This is a genomic window from Hyphococcus formosus, from assembly GCF_046736345.1.
GTDB lineage: Bacteria > Pseudomonadota > Alphaproteobacteria > Caulobacterales > Parvularculaceae > Hyphococcus > Hyphococcus formosus.
The window spans coordinates 2,629,507-2,643,483 of record NZ_CP157210.1 but is presented as its reverse complement, the minus strand read 5'-3'; the positions used below and the strand labels follow the sequence as shown (position 1 = coordinate 2,643,483).

Annotated in this window: 17 protein-coding genes and 1 tRNA gene; 9 read left to right on the top strand and 9 right to left on the bottom strand. The window is 53.6% G+C overall.

Annotated features, from left to right (window positions below):
* Nucleotides 1-7 precede the first annotated feature (7 nt).
* On the top strand, nucleotides 8-1,099 hold the full coding sequence (locus ABFZ83_RS12245) for a right-handed parallel beta-helix repeat-containing protein (protein ID WP_411816837.1): 1,092 nt from the start codon (nucleotides 8-10) through the stop codon (nucleotides 1,097-1,099).
* A 106-nt stretch (nucleotides 1,100-1,205) separates the two neighbouring features.
* Here the strand turns inward: ABFZ83_RS12245 and ABFZ83_RS12240 are convergent.
* Nucleotides 1,206-1,290, bottom strand: a tRNA-Leu gene (locus tag ABFZ83_RS12240).
* Between the two features lie 183 nt (nucleotides 1,291-1,473).
* Between ABFZ83_RS12240 and ABFZ83_RS12235 the strand changes: the two genes are divergently transcribed.
* The 4 genes from ABFZ83_RS12235 to ABFZ83_RS12220 all read left to right on the top strand — a co-directional run bounded on the left by ABFZ83_RS12235 (nucleotide 1,474) and on the right by ABFZ83_RS12220 (nucleotide 5,276).
* Nucleotides 1,474-2,169 (top strand): exopolysaccharide biosynthesis protein, encoded by a 696-nt coding sequence (locus ABFZ83_RS12235; protein WP_411816836.1) that lies wholly within the window; start codon nucleotides 1,474-1,476, stop codon nucleotides 2,167-2,169.
* A gap of 60 nt (nucleotides 2,170-2,229) precedes the next feature.
* Complete coding sequence (locus ABFZ83_RS12230; protein ID WP_411818833.1) at nucleotides 2,230-2,769, top strand: disulfide bond formation protein B; 540 nt, start codon at nucleotides 2,230-2,232, stop codon at nucleotides 2,767-2,769.
* A gap of 1 nt (nucleotide 2,770) precedes the next feature.
* Nucleotides 2,771-3,319 carry a demethoxyubiquinone hydroxylase family protein gene (locus tag ABFZ83_RS12225; protein WP_411816835.1) on the top strand — a complete coding sequence of 183 codons (549 nt, stop codon included), beginning with the start codon at nucleotides 2,771-2,773 and terminating at the stop codon, nucleotides 3,317-3,319.
* A gap of 79 nt (nucleotides 3,320-3,398) precedes the next feature.
* Nucleotides 3,399-5,276, top strand: a complete 1,878-nt coding sequence (locus ABFZ83_RS12220) for a M2 family metallopeptidase (protein ID WP_411816834.1) — start codon at nucleotides 3,399-3,401, stop codon at nucleotides 5,274-5,276.
* 58 nt (nucleotides 5,277-5,334) lie between these two features.
* Here the strand turns inward: ABFZ83_RS12220 and ABFZ83_RS12215 are convergent, their stop codons facing one another.
* From ABFZ83_RS12215 to ABFZ83_RS12185, 7 genes are all read right to left on the bottom strand, one after another.
* The gene (locus ABFZ83_RS12215; protein WP_411816833.1) at nucleotides 5,335-5,673 is read right to left on the bottom strand and encodes a phosphoribosyl-ATP diphosphatase; all 339 of its coding nucleotides are present in this window, start codon (nucleotides 5,671-5,673) and stop codon (nucleotides 5,335-5,337) included.
* A 9-nt stretch (nucleotides 5,674-5,682) separates the two neighbouring features.
* Nucleotides 5,683-6,450 carry an imidazole glycerol phosphate synthase subunit HisF gene (gene hisF, locus ABFZ83_RS12210; protein ID WP_411816832.1) on the bottom strand — a complete coding sequence of 256 codons (768 nt, stop codon included), beginning with the start codon at nucleotides 6,448-6,450 and terminating at the stop codon, nucleotides 5,683-5,685.
* 1 nt (nucleotide 6,451) lies between these two features.
* Complete coding sequence (locus ABFZ83_RS12205) at nucleotides 6,452-7,981, bottom strand: CHAD domain-containing protein (protein ID WP_411816831.1); 1,530 nt, start codon at nucleotides 7,979-7,981, stop codon at nucleotides 6,452-6,454.
* A gap of 65 nt (nucleotides 7,982-8,046) precedes the next feature.
* Nucleotides 8,047-8,784, bottom strand: a complete 738-nt coding sequence (hisA, locus tag ABFZ83_RS12200; RefSeq protein ID WP_411816830.1) for a 1-(5-phosphoribosyl)-5-[(5-phosphoribosylamino)methylideneamino]imidazole-4-carboxamide isomerase — start codon at nucleotides 8,782-8,784, stop codon at nucleotides 8,047-8,049.
* Nucleotides 8,781-9,425, bottom strand: a complete 645-nt coding sequence (gene hisH / locus ABFZ83_RS12195) for an imidazole glycerol phosphate synthase subunit HisH (RefSeq protein WP_411816829.1) — start codon at nucleotides 9,423-9,425, stop codon at nucleotides 8,781-8,783. The genes hisA and hisH overlap by 4 nt, the downstream gene beginning before the upstream one ends.
* Before the next feature lie 107 nt (nucleotides 9,426-9,532).
* Complete coding sequence (locus ABFZ83_RS12190) at nucleotides 9,533-9,790, bottom strand: hypothetical protein (protein ID WP_411816828.1); 258 nt, start codon at nucleotides 9,788-9,790, stop codon at nucleotides 9,533-9,535.
* A gap of 23 nt (nucleotides 9,791-9,813) precedes the next feature.
* Entirely contained in the window at nucleotides 9,814-10,080 is a 267-nt protein-coding gene (locus ABFZ83_RS12185) for a hypothetical protein (RefSeq protein WP_411816827.1), read from the bottom strand.
* A 203-nt stretch (nucleotides 10,081-10,283) separates the two neighbouring features.
* Here ABFZ83_RS12185 and ABFZ83_RS12180 point away from each other — a divergent pair, with 203 nt between their 5' ends.
* A complete protein-coding gene (locus ABFZ83_RS12180; protein WP_411816826.1) occupies nucleotides 10,284-10,535 on the top strand; it encodes a hypothetical protein in 252 nt (83 codons plus the stop codon).
* Here ABFZ83_RS12180 and hisB read toward each other — a convergent pair.
* Nucleotides 10,532-11,125: an imidazoleglycerol-phosphate dehydratase HisB gene (gene hisB / locus ABFZ83_RS12175; RefSeq protein ID WP_411816825.1), complete on the bottom strand. Its 594-nt coding sequence runs from the start codon at nucleotides 11,123-11,125 to the stop codon at nucleotides 10,532-10,534. The two genes, ABFZ83_RS12180 and hisB, sit on opposite strands and share 4 nt — an antisense overlap.
* Before the next feature lie 180 nt (nucleotides 11,126-11,305).
* Here hisB and hslV point away from each other — a divergent pair, with 180 nt between their 5' ends.
* From hslV to hslU, 3 genes are all read left to right on the top strand, one after another.
* The gene (gene hslV / locus ABFZ83_RS12170; RefSeq protein ID WP_411816824.1) at nucleotides 11,306-11,851 is read left to right on the top strand and encodes an ATP-dependent protease subunit HslV; all 546 of its coding nucleotides are present in this window, start codon (nucleotides 11,306-11,308) and stop codon (nucleotides 11,849-11,851) included.
* A gap of 271 nt (nucleotides 11,852-12,122) precedes the next feature.
* The gene (locus ABFZ83_RS12165; protein ID WP_411816823.1) at nucleotides 12,123-12,386 is read left to right on the top strand and encodes a PEP-CTERM sorting domain-containing protein; all 264 of its coding nucleotides are present in this window, start codon (nucleotides 12,123-12,125) and stop codon (nucleotides 12,384-12,386) included.
* Between the two features lie 129 nt (nucleotides 12,387-12,515).
* Nucleotides 12,516-13,823, top strand: coding sequence for an ATP-dependent protease ATPase subunit HslU (gene hslU, locus ABFZ83_RS12160; RefSeq protein WP_411816822.1), 1,308 nt, complete (start codon nucleotides 12,516-12,518; stop codon nucleotides 13,821-13,823).
* Nucleotides 13,824-13,977 lie beyond the last annotated feature (154 nt).

Here is a 13,977-nt window from a genome sequence, read left to right as displayed (position 1 = left end):
TTGTGAGATGAGACACACAAAGATGAACCATTTCGCGCTGACCTCGGCAAAAACGGCAACTGTTGCTGTCGTTGCGCTCAGCATGACCCTGAGTTCTGTCGGCGCACAATCTGGCGGAACGCTGGGCGGTTTTCCAATTAACGAGCCGGGTGCAAACACATCATCATCCGGCAGCGGCGCAGGGAAACCCAACCGCAAAAAAGGACCCATGCAGATTATTGTGGATGCAAATGGCCCTGGACCATACAAGACCATTTCGCATGCCATTAAAGACGTTGCCGAAGGCGGCGTGGTTTATGTAATGCACGGGACCTATAATGAATCGATCTCGCTTGAGAAATCTGTTTTCATTCAGGGTGATCGTGGGCCGGGTTCAGGGGTCGAAATCTCTGCGCCAATGAATGAATCCTGCCTCAAATTTGCGCCAAAAGATGGCACAGCCCATGCGGTTGTCGCGAATGTTCAATTTGCGGCGAAAATCAATTCCGCCGCACCGGCCTGTATCGACATCGATCAAGGTGTATTCACCTTGAAAGAAAGTGACGTGTTGGGCTCTGGCGTACGGCCTGCGGTAAAAATCAATGGCGGCACCGTCATGCTTGAAAAGAACCGCATTAGTGCCGGTTCAGAAGGCGTATTCGTCGTTCAGCAGCATTCCCTCTCCCAGAGCTTTATTATCGACAACAAGATCTTACAAAATAAGGTCGGTGTCGACATTGCTTCAGGCAGCCGGGCAGATGTTGTTATCGCTGGAAACGAGATTTTCGATAATCTCGACAGCGGTGTGAAATCATCCGGGTACGGAGCCGCAAAACTGATCGGAAATAAAATCCGGAACAATAAAGGCTCGGGCGTTATTCTCGATAAATACGCCAAGCTTTCGCTCGTTCGCTATAACGAAATTGCACAGAATAGCGGCGATGGTGTTGCGGTTCCCTTCGGCGTGAATGGCGTGATCGAAGACAACGACATTATCGGCAATGACGGGTTATCGATTTTCATTCGTGAAGGTCTGGAGCCCAAAGTCACCAACAACTTCATCGAAAATAATGGTGGCGATAAATGCTCGAAAAAGGATCGCCGCAAAAAGCGCTGCTAACCGGGCCTAGAGATCAAAAAAGAAAGCCCCCCGATTTCGGGGGCTTTTTCTTTGTTCCAGCGGGCTGTGATGGCCGCTGTGAAATTCAGATCCGCCGCGTAAAAGGTGGTGCCCCCCGCCGGAATCGAACCGGCACTCCCGAAGGAACTGGATTTTGAATCCAGCGCGTCTACCAGTTCCGCCAGAGGGGCATCTGTCTCGGTCGACGATGAGGGCCGCATATTAGGTACGGCGCTGCGCGGGTCAAGCGGAGATCACGCCCCGCGACCATATAATTGTCAAAATGCGGACACCAATTTTCAATCTGTGCCCCCTATGTATGGTTTGCGAAGTGGCCTACATCACCATCTGATAAACTGGAGCAGGATAAGAGCATGACCGTGGGTGCCGACGACACGAATTCAAAGACCGCCTCTGCGGGCCAGAACCGGGGGGCGCGCGGCGCAACGAAAATCCTGAGCGATATTCTGTCGGATCTCAAAATTGCGGCCGAAGAGCCGCCCGTCACCCCCGATCAAGAACCAACAGCGCATCTGGGCGCGGTCGTTGATCGGCTTGATGAGCGTGCTTTCGGCTTTCTTTTGCTCATGCTGGCATTGCCCTGCTGCCTGCCATTCGTTTATCTGCTGCCGCAAATCGTGGCCTTGCCGATGTTGGCATTAGCGGGCCAAATGGCCGCGGGCAGCCACCATCCGTGGCTCCCCAAGAAATTACATGATCGCGATTTCTCGATACCGGCGTTTGAGGGCGTGATCGATCGGGCAGACAAATATATTGGCTGGGTGGAGCGTTTTTCGAAGCCGCGGCTTTTATTCGTGACCAGCCACCTTGGCTCCCGCATTGTCGGTTTTTTGATGTTGATCCCGATCGTATCGATCCTGATCCCACTTCCATCGACAAACACTGCACCGGGAATTGGCATTGCGGTCGCATCACTCGGCCTGATCGAACGTGACGGGGTATTGGTAATCCTGGGCTTATTATTCGGTTTTGCCTGGGTGTTCTTGCTCTTATTTTTGGGACAGGAAGCCATTTCCCTGATTAAGGCTTGGTTAGGCATGGGCGCATAGCCCGTAGTGTGACGATCCGCCTTAGACAGTCGCGCGAGTTTCAGGGTTATATAATGCGTGATGCTCTTACTATTGAACCGCTTTTCATTAACTGAACGCGCGCTCGTTATTTCACTGGTGGCAAGCGCTGCAATGATTGCTGGCGCGCATATGTTTGAGCGCATCGGCGGCCTTTTGCCCTGTATTTTGTGTCTCGATCAGCGCGAAGCCCATTGGACGGCCCTTGCGATTTCATTTGTTGGGCTGGTTATCGCGCGCCTGTTTAAATCCAAGATGGGGGCTGCTGCGGCGGTGGGCGCGGCGGCGCTTGTCTATGCGGTCAGCACTGGCCTCGCCTTTTATCATACGGGCGTTGAATATGGGTATTGGCCCGGCCCTGCGATCTGCTCCGGCGGTGCTGTTGATCTTGATATCACCAATCTCGCGGAGTCATTGGATAAACCCGCCAGCGGGCCCTCATGTGAAGATGTGCAATGGCGGTTCTTAGGAATTTCGATGGCCGGCTACAACTTGCTCGCCTCAGCGGGGTTGTTTGCACTGACCTTGTTCGCAGCACTCGCCGAAACGCGGGCCGCACGGCGCAATCATCGGAGCGCGTAATATGAGCGATCCCAAAAAACCTGGCCCTCAACGGCAACGCATAGCCGAAATGCTACGTGTGGATCATGCCGGTGAATATGGTGCTGTCGCGATCTACCGGGGCCAACGCGCGATATTCGACAAGCTACCGCATAAAGCCCGCATGGCCGCGCTTCTGGAGGAAATGGAGGATGGTGAAGCGCATCATCTTTCGACTTTTGATCGCCTCCTGGCGGAACGCAAAGTCAGGCCAACAGTGTTAGCGCCTTTATGGAACGCAGCCGGCTTTGGCCTTGGCGCAGCAACCGCTTTAATGGGCGAAAAGTCCGCCATGGCTTGCACCGCTGCCGTCGAAGACGTCATTGAAAAACACTACGCCGAACAGATTGATGAATTGACGGATAGCGAGCCCGATCTTTGTGAGACCGTCCAGCAGTTTCGCGAAGACGAACTCGCCCATAAACACACCGCCGAAGATGAAGGCGCGCACCAAGCGCCCTTTTACCGTGCACTTTCCGGTGCCATTAAAATCGGATGTCGCGCCGCAATAAAGATTGCTGAAAAAGTGTAGTCAAAACCAAGTGTTTCTGACCTTTGCGCGTGTGGTTTCCCTCGCTATGCTGCGCCCAACAATTATCGAGGGAGCCTTCATGATAAACCGACAATTCCGGCAACGATTAGGTGCTTTTGCTGCAGTATCCAGCCTCGCCCTTATCGCCGCTTGCACACAGCAGGAAACAACCAACACAGCCGACACAACGACCGAAAGCAGCGCCCAAAGCGAACCAACAGTCGCTGACGCCCAAGCCTTCATCGAAGAGGTCGAAAAATTCTACCGCGAGTTCGGTGAATATTCCGCACGGGTCGCATGGGTCAACGCAACCTATATCAATTACGATACAGACTGGTTGAATACTCAAGTTTCCACCGAGGGAACCGAAGCCGGTGTGAAATTTGCCAATCAGGCGAAGCGGTTCAACGATCTCGAACTTCCGGCAGAAATGCGCCGGAAAATTGAAATCATCAAGCTTGGCCTGAACCTTCCTGCGCCTGAACGCCCGGGCGCGGCAAAAGAACTGTCAGAAATCAATACCCGGATGGCATCGACCTATGCCACCGGAAAGATCGAACTTGATGGCGAGCAAGTCTCGCGAGTCGATCTCGAAGAAATGATGGGTAATGTTCGGGACCCTGAACGTCTCCAGGAGATATGGGTCAAATGGCGTGAGATCCCGGTTGCGCAAAACGAAAATGGCACGACCATGAAAGAGGACTACGCGGCCATGGCGGCAATCGCCAATGAGGGCGCCCGCGAGTTGGGCTTTGACGATGTCGGCACAATGTGGCGCGCACGCTATGATCTTCCGCCTGCGGAATTTGCTGCGGAAACAGACCGCCTATGGGGGCAGGTGAAACCGCTTTATGATGAACTCCATTGCCATGTGCGCGCGAAACTGAACGAGACCTATGGCGACGAAGTCGTGCCACTCGACCAACCAATCCGCGCCGATCTGCTCGGAAATATGTGGGCGCAAAGCTGGGGCAATATTTACGACCTCGTTGCACCGGGCGACGCAGACCCCGGCTATGACCTGACCGCTTTGTTGAAAAACAATGGCTATGACGCGGTGAAGATGGTCGAAACCGGCGAAGCGTTTTTCTCTTCGCTAGGCTTTGAACCACTACCGGAAACATTCTGGGAGCGTTCGCAGATCACCAAACCGGCTGATCGTGAAGTCGCATGCCATGCGTCTGCATGGAATCTGGACGGACAAGACGATATCCGGATCAAGATGTGCACCAAGGTGAATGCGGATGATTTCCAGACCGTCCATCACGAATTAGGTCACAACTATTATCAGCGTGCGTATAAAGACCAGTCACCGATCTTTCAGGGTGGTGCCAATGGCGGCTTCCACGAAGCGATTGGCGACATGGTCGCGCTGTCGATCACGCCGGACTATCTCCAGCAACTTGGCCTGATTGATCAAACGCCTGATGCTTCAAAAGACGTCGGCCTATTGATGGCGCAAGCCCTTGAAAAGGTTGCATTTGAGCCATTTGGCCTGTTGATGGATAAATGGCGCTGGCAGGTATTTTCCGGTGAGTTGACACCCGAAACCTATAATCAAGGCTGGTGGGATTTGCGCGAAGAGTATCAAGGAATCCGTCCACCGGTAGAACGCTCGGCGGACTATTTCGACGCGGGCGGGAAATATCACATCCCGAATAATGTATCGTACACGCGCTATTTCATTGCGCATATTCTCCAGTTCCAATTCCACAAAGCTGCCTGCGAATTGGCCGGCTGGGAAGGACCGCTACACCGCTGCTCGATCTATGGATCAGAAGCGGTTGGTGAAAAGTTCAATGCAATGTTGGAAATGGGCCAATCAAAACCTTGGCCCGAAGCATTGGAGGCCTTTACAGGGACACGTGAAATGGACGGATCAGCAATGGTCGAGTATTTTGCGCCCCTGATGGAATATCTTCAGGAACAAAATGAAGGCCGCTCTTGCGGTTGGTAAAATCACCAACACTGTGAAAAAGCCCCGCTGTTGCGGGGCTTTTTTATTAGAAAAACCGCTATTTCAAGCGTGACGCTTTCTCTTCGTGGCCTGACATGCCTTCACGTTTTGCCAGAATTTGACCGACATCGTCGAGATCAACGCCCGAGACCCCTAGCAAAACGAGATAATGATAGAGCACATCCGCCGCTTCTTCGGCCGTATGGCTTTTGTCACCAGACGCCGCCGCAAGCGCTAATTCAAACGATTCTTCACCGAATTTTTTTGCGCATTTTTCAACGCCGCCCGCAAAAAGCGATGCCGTATAGGAGCTGCCGGGCTCTGCGCCTTTTCGCTCGTCAATCGTTTTCACAAGACGGCTAAGAACGGCCGAAAATTGATCATTATACTGAGACATTACGATCCCCTAGCTCAAAGCCGATTGCCGCATCGGCAGGCCCGCTTTTGCCATTGCGGTTTTGGCTTCGTCTATCGTCACTTCGCCAAAGTGAAATATTGATGCCGCTAAAACAGCCGAAGCGTTACCATTTTTGGCTGCATCTACAAGATGCTCGACCGCACCAGCGCCGCCCGACGCAATCACGGGAACATCAACAGCATCACTGACCGCTTTGATAAGCTCGATATCATAGCCGGTTTTCACGCCGTCACGGTCCATCGATGTCAGCAATATCTCCCCTGCCCCGCGATCAACGACGTCTTTAGCAAAAGCACCTGCATCAATTCCGGTAGCATTGCGGCCACCATGGGTAAATATCTCCCAGCCGTCACCAACCCGCTTGGCGTCTATAGCGACGACGACGCACTGGGCACCAAAACGCGCGGCCGCAGCATTGATCAAATCAGGGTTCCGGACCGCGGCGGTATTTATGGCGACTTTATCTGCGCCAGCGAGCAAAAGGGCGCGAAAATCATCAAGCGAGGCGACACCGCCGCCGACCGTGAGCGGCATAAAACAACGCTCCGCTACAGTGCTGACCGTATCAAGCAATATTCCCCTGCCCTCATGGCTCGCTGAAATATCGAGAAAACATAACTCGTCCGCGCCAGCGGCATCATAGGCTTCTGCCGCCGCTGCGGGATCGCCAGCATCACGCAAATCGACAAAGTTCACGCCTTTAACGACACGTCCATCTTTGACGTCGAGACAAGGGATAATCCGTATATTGAGCACTTTATTCCTGCCAAAATGGGCGTTGCACCGCAAATACGGCCCATGCCTGATCTATCTGTTCTGCGGCGGCTTGTGCCTCTGCTGCCTTGAAGCCAGCAATAAAACCCGCCGCTCTAATTGCTTCTGGTCCTGCATCTTTTGCTGCGATATCGACAAGTGATTGCGCGACAACCGCATCATTAATCCGGCCAAAGGCCTCCTGTAGCATAGATAACGCGCCCATATAGTCCTTGCGTTTCGATTTTGGGTAGGCGCTTCGAAATAGCTGAACCGGATAACGGAATTTTTTAAGCGCGATCCGCATAGGATGCCGCGCTGACAATTCCTGTACGCCATCAAGGGTCTTTGATAGCTTTTTTGTACGCTTAAGCGCCTTATCGAGAATAGGCGGTGCGAATTCTATGACCGGAAGCTGCAAAGATGGCCGGGCTTTCAATGACCATTTCGCAATAACGCTCGCCTCTACGATCGATAGCAGGAAGCGCGTGAAGTGTTCGTGGTCGATTGCCTCAATGACTTCAGCCCAAGCTTCAGCACGCTTTACTTCGGCATTTGCTTTTAGCAATCGAAGCCCGGATGGCGCGTAATCGCTTGTTTGGGTGGCTGGTATCGTCTCCCCGAGCAGAACATCCCAATCACGCGCAGCCCCTAAAACATCCGCATAAGTCTTCGCTTGAGCGGCGAGATCGGCGATTTCGTCGGTTTTCAAAAAGGGTCGATAAACCCTTTCGATGGATCGAAGCCGGCGTAGCGCCACGCGCATCTGATGGATAGCTTCCGGGGCTCGGAATTCGACGAGGTGTCTTTGTAGGGCCGACAGACGCGCCGCCGTGGCATCCAATGTCTGGCGTAACGCCGCTGATGCTTTCGTCTCAGCGGTGACGGTGACTTTCGAATTCGAAGGCAAATTATCCGGCGGCGTTCGCAATGCGAGCGCTGTTGCTAATTTTGTCCCCGTACTCAAACGCAATGGGGCATTCCCGATCAGGAGGCGTGCCAGTGCAAAGACGGTTTTTGGCTCACCCTCAATGAGTTCCAGCTCGACCTCTGCCAATGGGCAAAGGTTTTTGCTGCCGTCCCTGCCCCAGCTCTCAGCGGTACCCACATCAACGGCAAGCTCAATCCGAGAGCCTTTAAACGAAATGATCGCCGACCACCGCTCTACTGAAATCCGCGCAATCGGACGCAGAGATTTTTTGTAAAGCCTGATCAGCGCATCAATCTCTTGATCGCCGCATTTTTTCGGAAAATCAGCTTCTGTGTCCAATTCGCGTTCATATTCGACGCGCGAAACCGCATTCGCCCCTTTTGCCTTTACCGCCTGGACCAGCGAGGCACCCTCCTCGCGCAATCTAAGGCTCAGACCCTTTCCGGTGAATGCTTCGTCCGGCGTATCGTAATAAGTGGAAACGAGCTTTTCCCACGCGCCATGAGGCGCAATCGCGCCAATAAAGTCGCTATTCGGGAGCTTTGCCACGTCACCGGGGCTGCCGGTGAATTTTAGCTCAAATTCCGTGCGTCCCGTCCCCATGAGCGGCACTTCCATACGCAACTGGCGAAGTAATGATTATAGACCCTACTGACCCTGTGGACAAATTAGCCTTTATTAGCAAGCGCTAATGCCTCTTTCGGGTCTATCCGGCCATCATAAAGGGCCCGCCCGATGATTACGCCCTCGATATTGTCATGTGCCGTTTTAAGAGCCCGTATATCGTCGATCGAGGCAACCCCACCGGATGCAATGACCGGTATGGCTGATGCCTCTGCAAGCGCCGCGGTCGCTTCTACATTCACCCCTGCAAGGGCACCATCACGACTGATGTCGGTATAAACCACCGCAGCAACACCCTGATCGGTATATCGTTTTACGAGTTCTACCGGATCGATCGCGCTATCGCCGTCCCATCCATCGGTTTTCACGCGTCCGTCACGGGCATCAACGCCCAAAACGATTTGCCCCGGATAGGTGCGACAGGCTTCTTTTACAAATTCGGGATTGTGCACAGCGGCCGTACCGAGAATGACTCTGGCCATACCGGTTGAAAGCCAGCGTTCAACCGCAGCCATATCGCGCACACCGCCGCCCAACTGGGTCTTTATCCCGACATTGCCGAGAATGGCGTCGACTGCGCTTGCGTTTCGCGCTTCGCCTGCAAACGCACCATCTAAATCTACAATATGAACCCATGAAAATCCGGCATCTGCGAAATCTTTCGCCTGCGCCGCAGGGTCTTCATTGTAGACTTTGGATTGATCCATCTGTCCTTGGTACAGGCGGACACATTGCCCGCCCTTTAAATCGATTGCGGGATAAAGAGTTAGCTTTCGTGTCATGATGGAGACCAGGTCAGGAAATTAGATAAAAAGGCGAGACCAGCACGCTGGCTTTTCTCGGGGTGAAATTGACAGCCAAGAATATTATCTCGGCCAATCACCGCAGAAATTTCGATACCGTGTTCGGCGACACATAATTTATGCGCCTCGTTCTCGACGTCGAAATGAAATGAATGAGCAAAATAGAAAACTTCGCCATCCAAGCCTTCAAACACCGGGTGATGGCTAATCGAGTGGACTTTGTTCCAGCCCATATGGGGCGAACGATGTTCCGTCGTTGGCTCGAATGGCGCAACGACGCCGGGTACCCAATCAAGACCGGGGCTTTCGCCAAATTCCAGTCCTTTGCTCGCAAGTAATTGCATACCCACGCAAATTCCCAGAAATGGCCGATGTTCTACGAGGGCGGCATGTTCAATCGCTTCGAGGACACCTTTGCGCGCCCTGAGGCCTGCCATGCAGGCTGCGAAAGCGCCAACACCGGGCAGCAACAGCCGGTCTGCATTACCGATAATGTCCGGGTCGTCGGTGACGCTGATATGACGCGCAAGGCCGGCTTCGCGCGCCGCGCGCTCAACAGCTTTTTCAACCGACCGAAGATTGCCGGAGCCATAGTCAATGATTGCCAGAGTTTCTGCCATGACGCGCTTGTAGCCAGCGCGGTAGGAGAGGCAAGGGGGAACAATAAAAAAGGCGCGCGAAATCCCGCGCGCCCTTGGATTTTATTGGAAATTCTGACCGTTAGCGCTTAGGCGTCAGGCCAACAGGCTTGGATTGCCGCTTTCGCATCATCGCTGATCAATTCAAGATCGGCTTCGGTCTCAACCGTGCTCAATTCGTCTGCCACACTGGCATCGGCTGTATCGGCAAGACAGCTGCACCCCGATGGGTCAGTTCCGTTTGCCTCGGCATAGGCCTCGCAATTTGCTTCCAGTTCCGATGCAAAGGCGGGCAGGGCGCTCATCGCAAACCCGGCAGCGGCGATTAATGTCAGTCGTTTTTTCATGGTCGTTCCCTCCGATTCCCCAATTAACGCGTACACTTATCCATGGCAGCTTTTGCCTCATCTGACGCCGCATCGTAACGCGCTGCGGGATCAGCAATCTCGGCTAGCTCCGTAAATTCTGCCACAAGGTCATTAGCGACGACCTCTTCTTCGAGGCATGCACAGCCAGAAGCGTCACGGCCATCCGCTTCGAGTGCCGCAACGCATTGATCTGCAAGATCGCCAGCAAACGACACACTCATCATCGTCGCTCCCGCAAAACCGGCAGCCAAAATTCCGTGTAATTTCATAGATTTAAACCCTTTTGAGTTTTCGCGCCCAATTGATACGAAACAAGAAAACACAACAAGGGAGGGGGCGCTCTACGTCTCCAACCCGCGGGCGATCTCATCTGAATTGATCGAAACCGTCAATAACTGTTCGCAGCCCGGCGAAAAGAAATCGCGGGAACCACGGCAGAACAGATCTGTTGGTACCAAGGAAAGGAGGCGGGATGGATACCCCACGTCAAAACGAGATCAAACAAGACGACGATGCCGCACCGAAGACGGAAGCGGAGGCGGAGAACACGCGCAAAGAGATTCACGTCGCAAACAGTGAAACCGCGAAGCCTGCGCCAGCCGATCGTACCACCGAGGAAGTCCGTCAGGGTCACACCGGTGACCATGTGCGTTACATTCTCGGTTATTCCGTAGCCGGAATCGTCGTTGTGTTTACTATCGTATACCTGCTGTTTATGCGCTAGCTGCCCAAGGACCCTTTGGTCGAAGGCGAGCTACCATCGCTGCGCGGGTCAAGCTCCAATGCTTCACGAAAGGCCCGTGCGAGCGCTTTGAAACAGCTCTCAATGATATGGTGGGTATTCTCACCATACAGGTTCTCTACGTGCAGGCAGATCCCCGCATTCATCGCGAAAGCATGGAACCATTCCTTGAAGAGTTCCGTGTCCATATCGCCGACTTTTGGCCGTGCGAACGCGACCTTCCAGATCAGGTAGGGGCGTTTTGAAATATCAAGCGTTGCACGCGATAAAGTCTCGTCCATAGGGATATAGGACGCACCAAAACGGCGGATACCGTCGCAGTCCCCAAGCGCCTTTGCCGCCGCTTGCCCCATGACGATTCCGACATCTTCGACCGTGTGGTGCATGTCGATATGCAAATCGCCTTCCGCACGCACTTTGAGATCAATCATCGAATGTTTGGCAAAAGCCTCCAGCATGTGATCGAAAAAACCGATGCCGGTTTCGATATCGTAATCGCCCGTTCCGTCCAGTTCCATCGCGACGAAGATTTCCGTCTCTCTGGTTTTCCGTTCTACTGTTGCCGCACGCATGGCAATCTCTCCTTGGGCAATTATCTTCTCAGGTTGCGACGCCCATTGTCTTTGACCTGTGCATTCCTAGATGGCAAGGAAGCGGTAAATCCGATGCCAGTCCATATGCGCGTTATACCAAAGTTCCTACTATTGAATTATGGCCGCCACGTCCATTCAGATACAGAATAGAGAAAAATCATGAGTAAACCGTCCATGCATGCCACCACAATTCTCGCTGTCCGCCGCGGGAATACCGTTTGCGTGGGTGGGGACGGGCAGGTCAGTCTTGGGCCCACCATGGTGAAGGGTGACGCCAAAAAGGTACGCCGTCTGGCCGGTGGAAAGGTCATCGCTGGCTTTGCTGGAGCCACCGCCGATGCCTTCACCCTGTTAGAGCGGCTTGAGGCAAAGTTAGAGCAATTTCCCGGACAATTGACCCGCGCCTGTGTGGAATTGGCCAAGGACTGGCGCACCGATCGCTATCTGCGCCGACTTGAGGCCATGATGATTGTCGCCGACAAGGATGTGACCTTAACCCTTTCTGGCGCGGGGGACGTTTTGGAACCGCAATATGGTGTCACAGGAATTGGTTCCGGCGGTGATTACGCGCGGTCTGCCGCTCTGGCGCTCATGAACGAGACCGATCTTGGCGCAGAGGAGGTTGTCCGCAAGGCGATGGGAATCGCGGCGACGATCTGTATTTATACCAACGACTCGTTGACCATTGAGACAATAGACGGGTAGGGACCACCCCTCTCATCCCCTGGTAATGGCCGAACGGTCCGGGCCTTTTCGTCGCGCGGCATCCGAACTCCCGAAAATTGAAATTCATACGCGTCGCTGAAATCGCGAACCCGTGGGCTAAACTCGCCTCATTCTTGCACTTCTAGGGCGTGTTGCACCGCAATGGCACGCCTATCGAGCACAAGACGTCGAGATACGCGACTGCCATGCGAAAAATTGATTTTTCGGAGTTCGCGTGAAGATATTTTTCTCTTTCCTAGTTCTAGTCCTAATGTTTGCTACCAGTACCCAAGCCTCAACAAATGCCTTGCCTCGTTCGGCGATACCCGAAAACCCGGTTGGCGAAATGGCAAATTTCGAGACCATGACCGTAGCGAGTAATTCCAATGAAGCGAACAGCTCAAACGACGACTGGTTACCGGTCAGCATCCGCGCTGAGCAGGTGGCCGATACCCCGGCACCAGCGATCTTGCCGCTATTGCTTGCGGGGATTGCGGGCTTTGCCTTTGCCAGCCGTAAAATAAAAACACTATAAATTTCCATCGCGTCGTCAGGAAATGAGGCATCTAAAGGGTGCCTCATTGAGGGTACGGGATTGCGATTTTCAAACAGACGCTTATGTGAAGGCGGTGTTTCACCAGATTATTTGGATGCCTGATACTTCATGAGTGAATTTTCCCCCCGCGAAATCGTCTCCGAGCTTGATCGCTATATTGTTGGCCAGAAAGCCGCCAAACGCGCCGTTGCTATCGCGCTACGTAATCGCTGGCGCCGCCGCCGCGTCGAAGGCGCTTTGCAGGACGAAATTACGCCGAAAAATATTCTCATGATCGGCCCAACTGGCGTCGGCAAAACTGAAATTTCGCGCCGCCTTGCGCGCCTTGCGGGCGCGCCCTTCCTGAAGGTCGAAGCCACCAAATTCACCGAGGTTGGCTATGTTGGTCGCGATGTGGATTCGATCGTGCGCGACCTTGTCGAGATCGCTGTCGGCCTTGTCCGCGAAAAGAAACGCGAAGAGGTCAAAGCCGCAGCGCAAGCCGCTGCGGAAGATCGGGTGCTTGATGCCTTGGTCGGCGAGGGCGGAAGTGAGAGCACAAGAGAAGCCTTCCGCACGAAATTACGCGCCGGCGAGCTTGATGATCGCGAGATCGATCTTGAATTGCGCGAGACGCAGAATGCGCCACAAACCTTTGACATTCCGGGCATGCCCGGTGCGCAAATGGGCATGATCAACCTCTCAGACATGCTCGGCAAAGCGTTCCAGCCGCCAAAAGTTACGCGCCGTATCAAAATAAAAGACGCATACGAACCACTTTTGGCAGAAGAGTCAGAGCAATTGCTCGATGACGAAGCGATCGGGCGCGAAGCGGTTGAACTTGCACAAAATGACGGCATCGTATTCCTCGATGAGATTGACAAAATTGCACGGAGTTCCGAACGGGCCAGCGCCGATATTTCGCGCGAAGGGGTCCAACGCGATTTACTCCCCTTGATCGAGGGCGCGACCGTGACCACTAAATACGGCCCGGTTAAAACCGACCATATTTTGTTTATTGCTTCGGGCGCATTCCACCTTTCAAAGCCATCTGATCTATTGCCGGAACTGCAAGGGCGATTGCCTATTCGGGTCGAGTTAGATGCATTGTCCCGTGATGATCTTCGGCGGATTTTGACAGAGCCGGAAGCAAGCCTGATCAAGCAATATTCCGCGCTCATGGAAACCGAGGGCGTGACCCTTGAATTCAGCGAAGACGCGATAGACGCGCTGGCCGATGCTGCCGCAGAGGTAAATTCCGGCGTTGAGAATATCGGTGCCCGCCGATTGGCCACGATCATGGAAACCGTGCTCGATGAGGTCTCATTTACCGCAACCGACAAAACTGGCGAGACGATCAGTATCGATGCGGCTTTCGTCAATGACCGGCTTGGCGGAATTACGAAAAACGCCGATCTGTCAAAGTATATCCTTTAGTTTTCGAGGTCATTTTCGCCTTCGAAACAACCGTGACTTTTCGCTTTTCACGGGCCGACCTGTGGCATTTCCCGCTCTTTCTGGCGGGAAACCGCATAAATATGCGCCTAGACACCCTTTCCCGCCTCATTCCGGGCTTTCACGATCGTTAAGG

What these genes read in the sequence shown, in the direction of transcription:
- ABFZ83_RS12245 (WP_411816837.1), top strand. Translation starts at nt 8, where the DNA reads ATGAGACACACAAAGATGAACCATTTCGCGCTGACCTCGGCAAAAACG.
- ABFZ83_RS12235 (WP_411816836.1), top strand. Translation starts at nt 1,474, where the DNA reads ATGACCGTGGGTGCCGACGACACGAATTCAAAGACCGCCTCTGCGGGC.
- ABFZ83_RS12230 (WP_411818833.1), top strand. Translation starts at nt 2,230, where the DNA reads ATGCTCTTACTATTGAACCGCTTTTCATTAACTGAACGCGCGCTCGTT.
- ABFZ83_RS12225 (WP_411816835.1), top strand. Translation starts at nt 2,771, where the DNA reads ATGAGCGATCCCAAAAAACCTGGCCCTCAACGGCAACGCATAGCCGAA.
- ABFZ83_RS12220 (WP_411816834.1), top strand. Translation starts at nt 3,399, where the DNA reads ATGATAAACCGACAATTCCGGCAACGATTAGGTGCTTTTGCTGCAGTA.
- ABFZ83_RS12215 (WP_411816833.1), bottom strand. Translation starts at nt 5,673, where the DNA reads ATGTCTCAGTATAATGATCAATTTTCGGCCGTTCTTAGCCGTCTTGTG.
- ABFZ83_RS12205 (WP_411816831.1), bottom strand. Translation starts at nt 7,981, where the DNA reads ATGGGGACGGGACGCACGGAATTTGAGCTAAAATTCACCGGCAGCCCC.
- hisA (WP_411816830.1), bottom strand. Translation starts at nt 8,784, where the DNA reads ATGACACGAAAGCTAACTCTTTATCCCGCAATCGATTTAAAGGGCGGG.
- hisH (WP_411816829.1), bottom strand. Translation starts at nt 9,425, where the DNA reads ATGGCAGAAACTCTGGCAATCATTGACTATGGCTCCGGCAATCTTCGG.
- ABFZ83_RS12190 (WP_411816828.1), bottom strand. Translation starts at nt 9,790, where the DNA reads ATGAAAAAACGACTGACATTAATCGCCGCTGCCGGGTTTGCGATGAGC.
- ABFZ83_RS12185 (WP_411816827.1), bottom strand. Translation starts at nt 10,080, where the DNA reads ATGAAATTACACGGAATTTTGGCTGCCGGTTTTGCGGGAGCGACGATG.
- ABFZ83_RS12180 (WP_411816826.1), top strand. Translation starts at nt 10,284, where the DNA reads ATGGATACCCCACGTCAAAACGAGATCAAACAAGACGACGATGCCGCA.
- hisB (WP_411816825.1), bottom strand. Translation starts at nt 11,125, where the DNA reads ATGCGTGCGGCAACAGTAGAACGGAAAACCAGAGAGACGGAAATCTTC.
- hslV (WP_411816824.1), top strand. Translation starts at nt 11,306, where the DNA reads ATGAGTAAACCGTCCATGCATGCCACCACAATTCTCGCTGTCCGCCGC.
- ABFZ83_RS12165 (WP_411816823.1), top strand. Translation starts at nt 12,123, where the DNA reads ATGTTTGCTACCAGTACCCAAGCCTCAACAAATGCCTTGCCTCGTTCG.
- hslU (WP_411816822.1), top strand. Translation starts at nt 12,516, where the DNA reads ATGAGTGAATTTTCCCCCCGCGAAATCGTCTCCGAGCTTGATCGCTAT.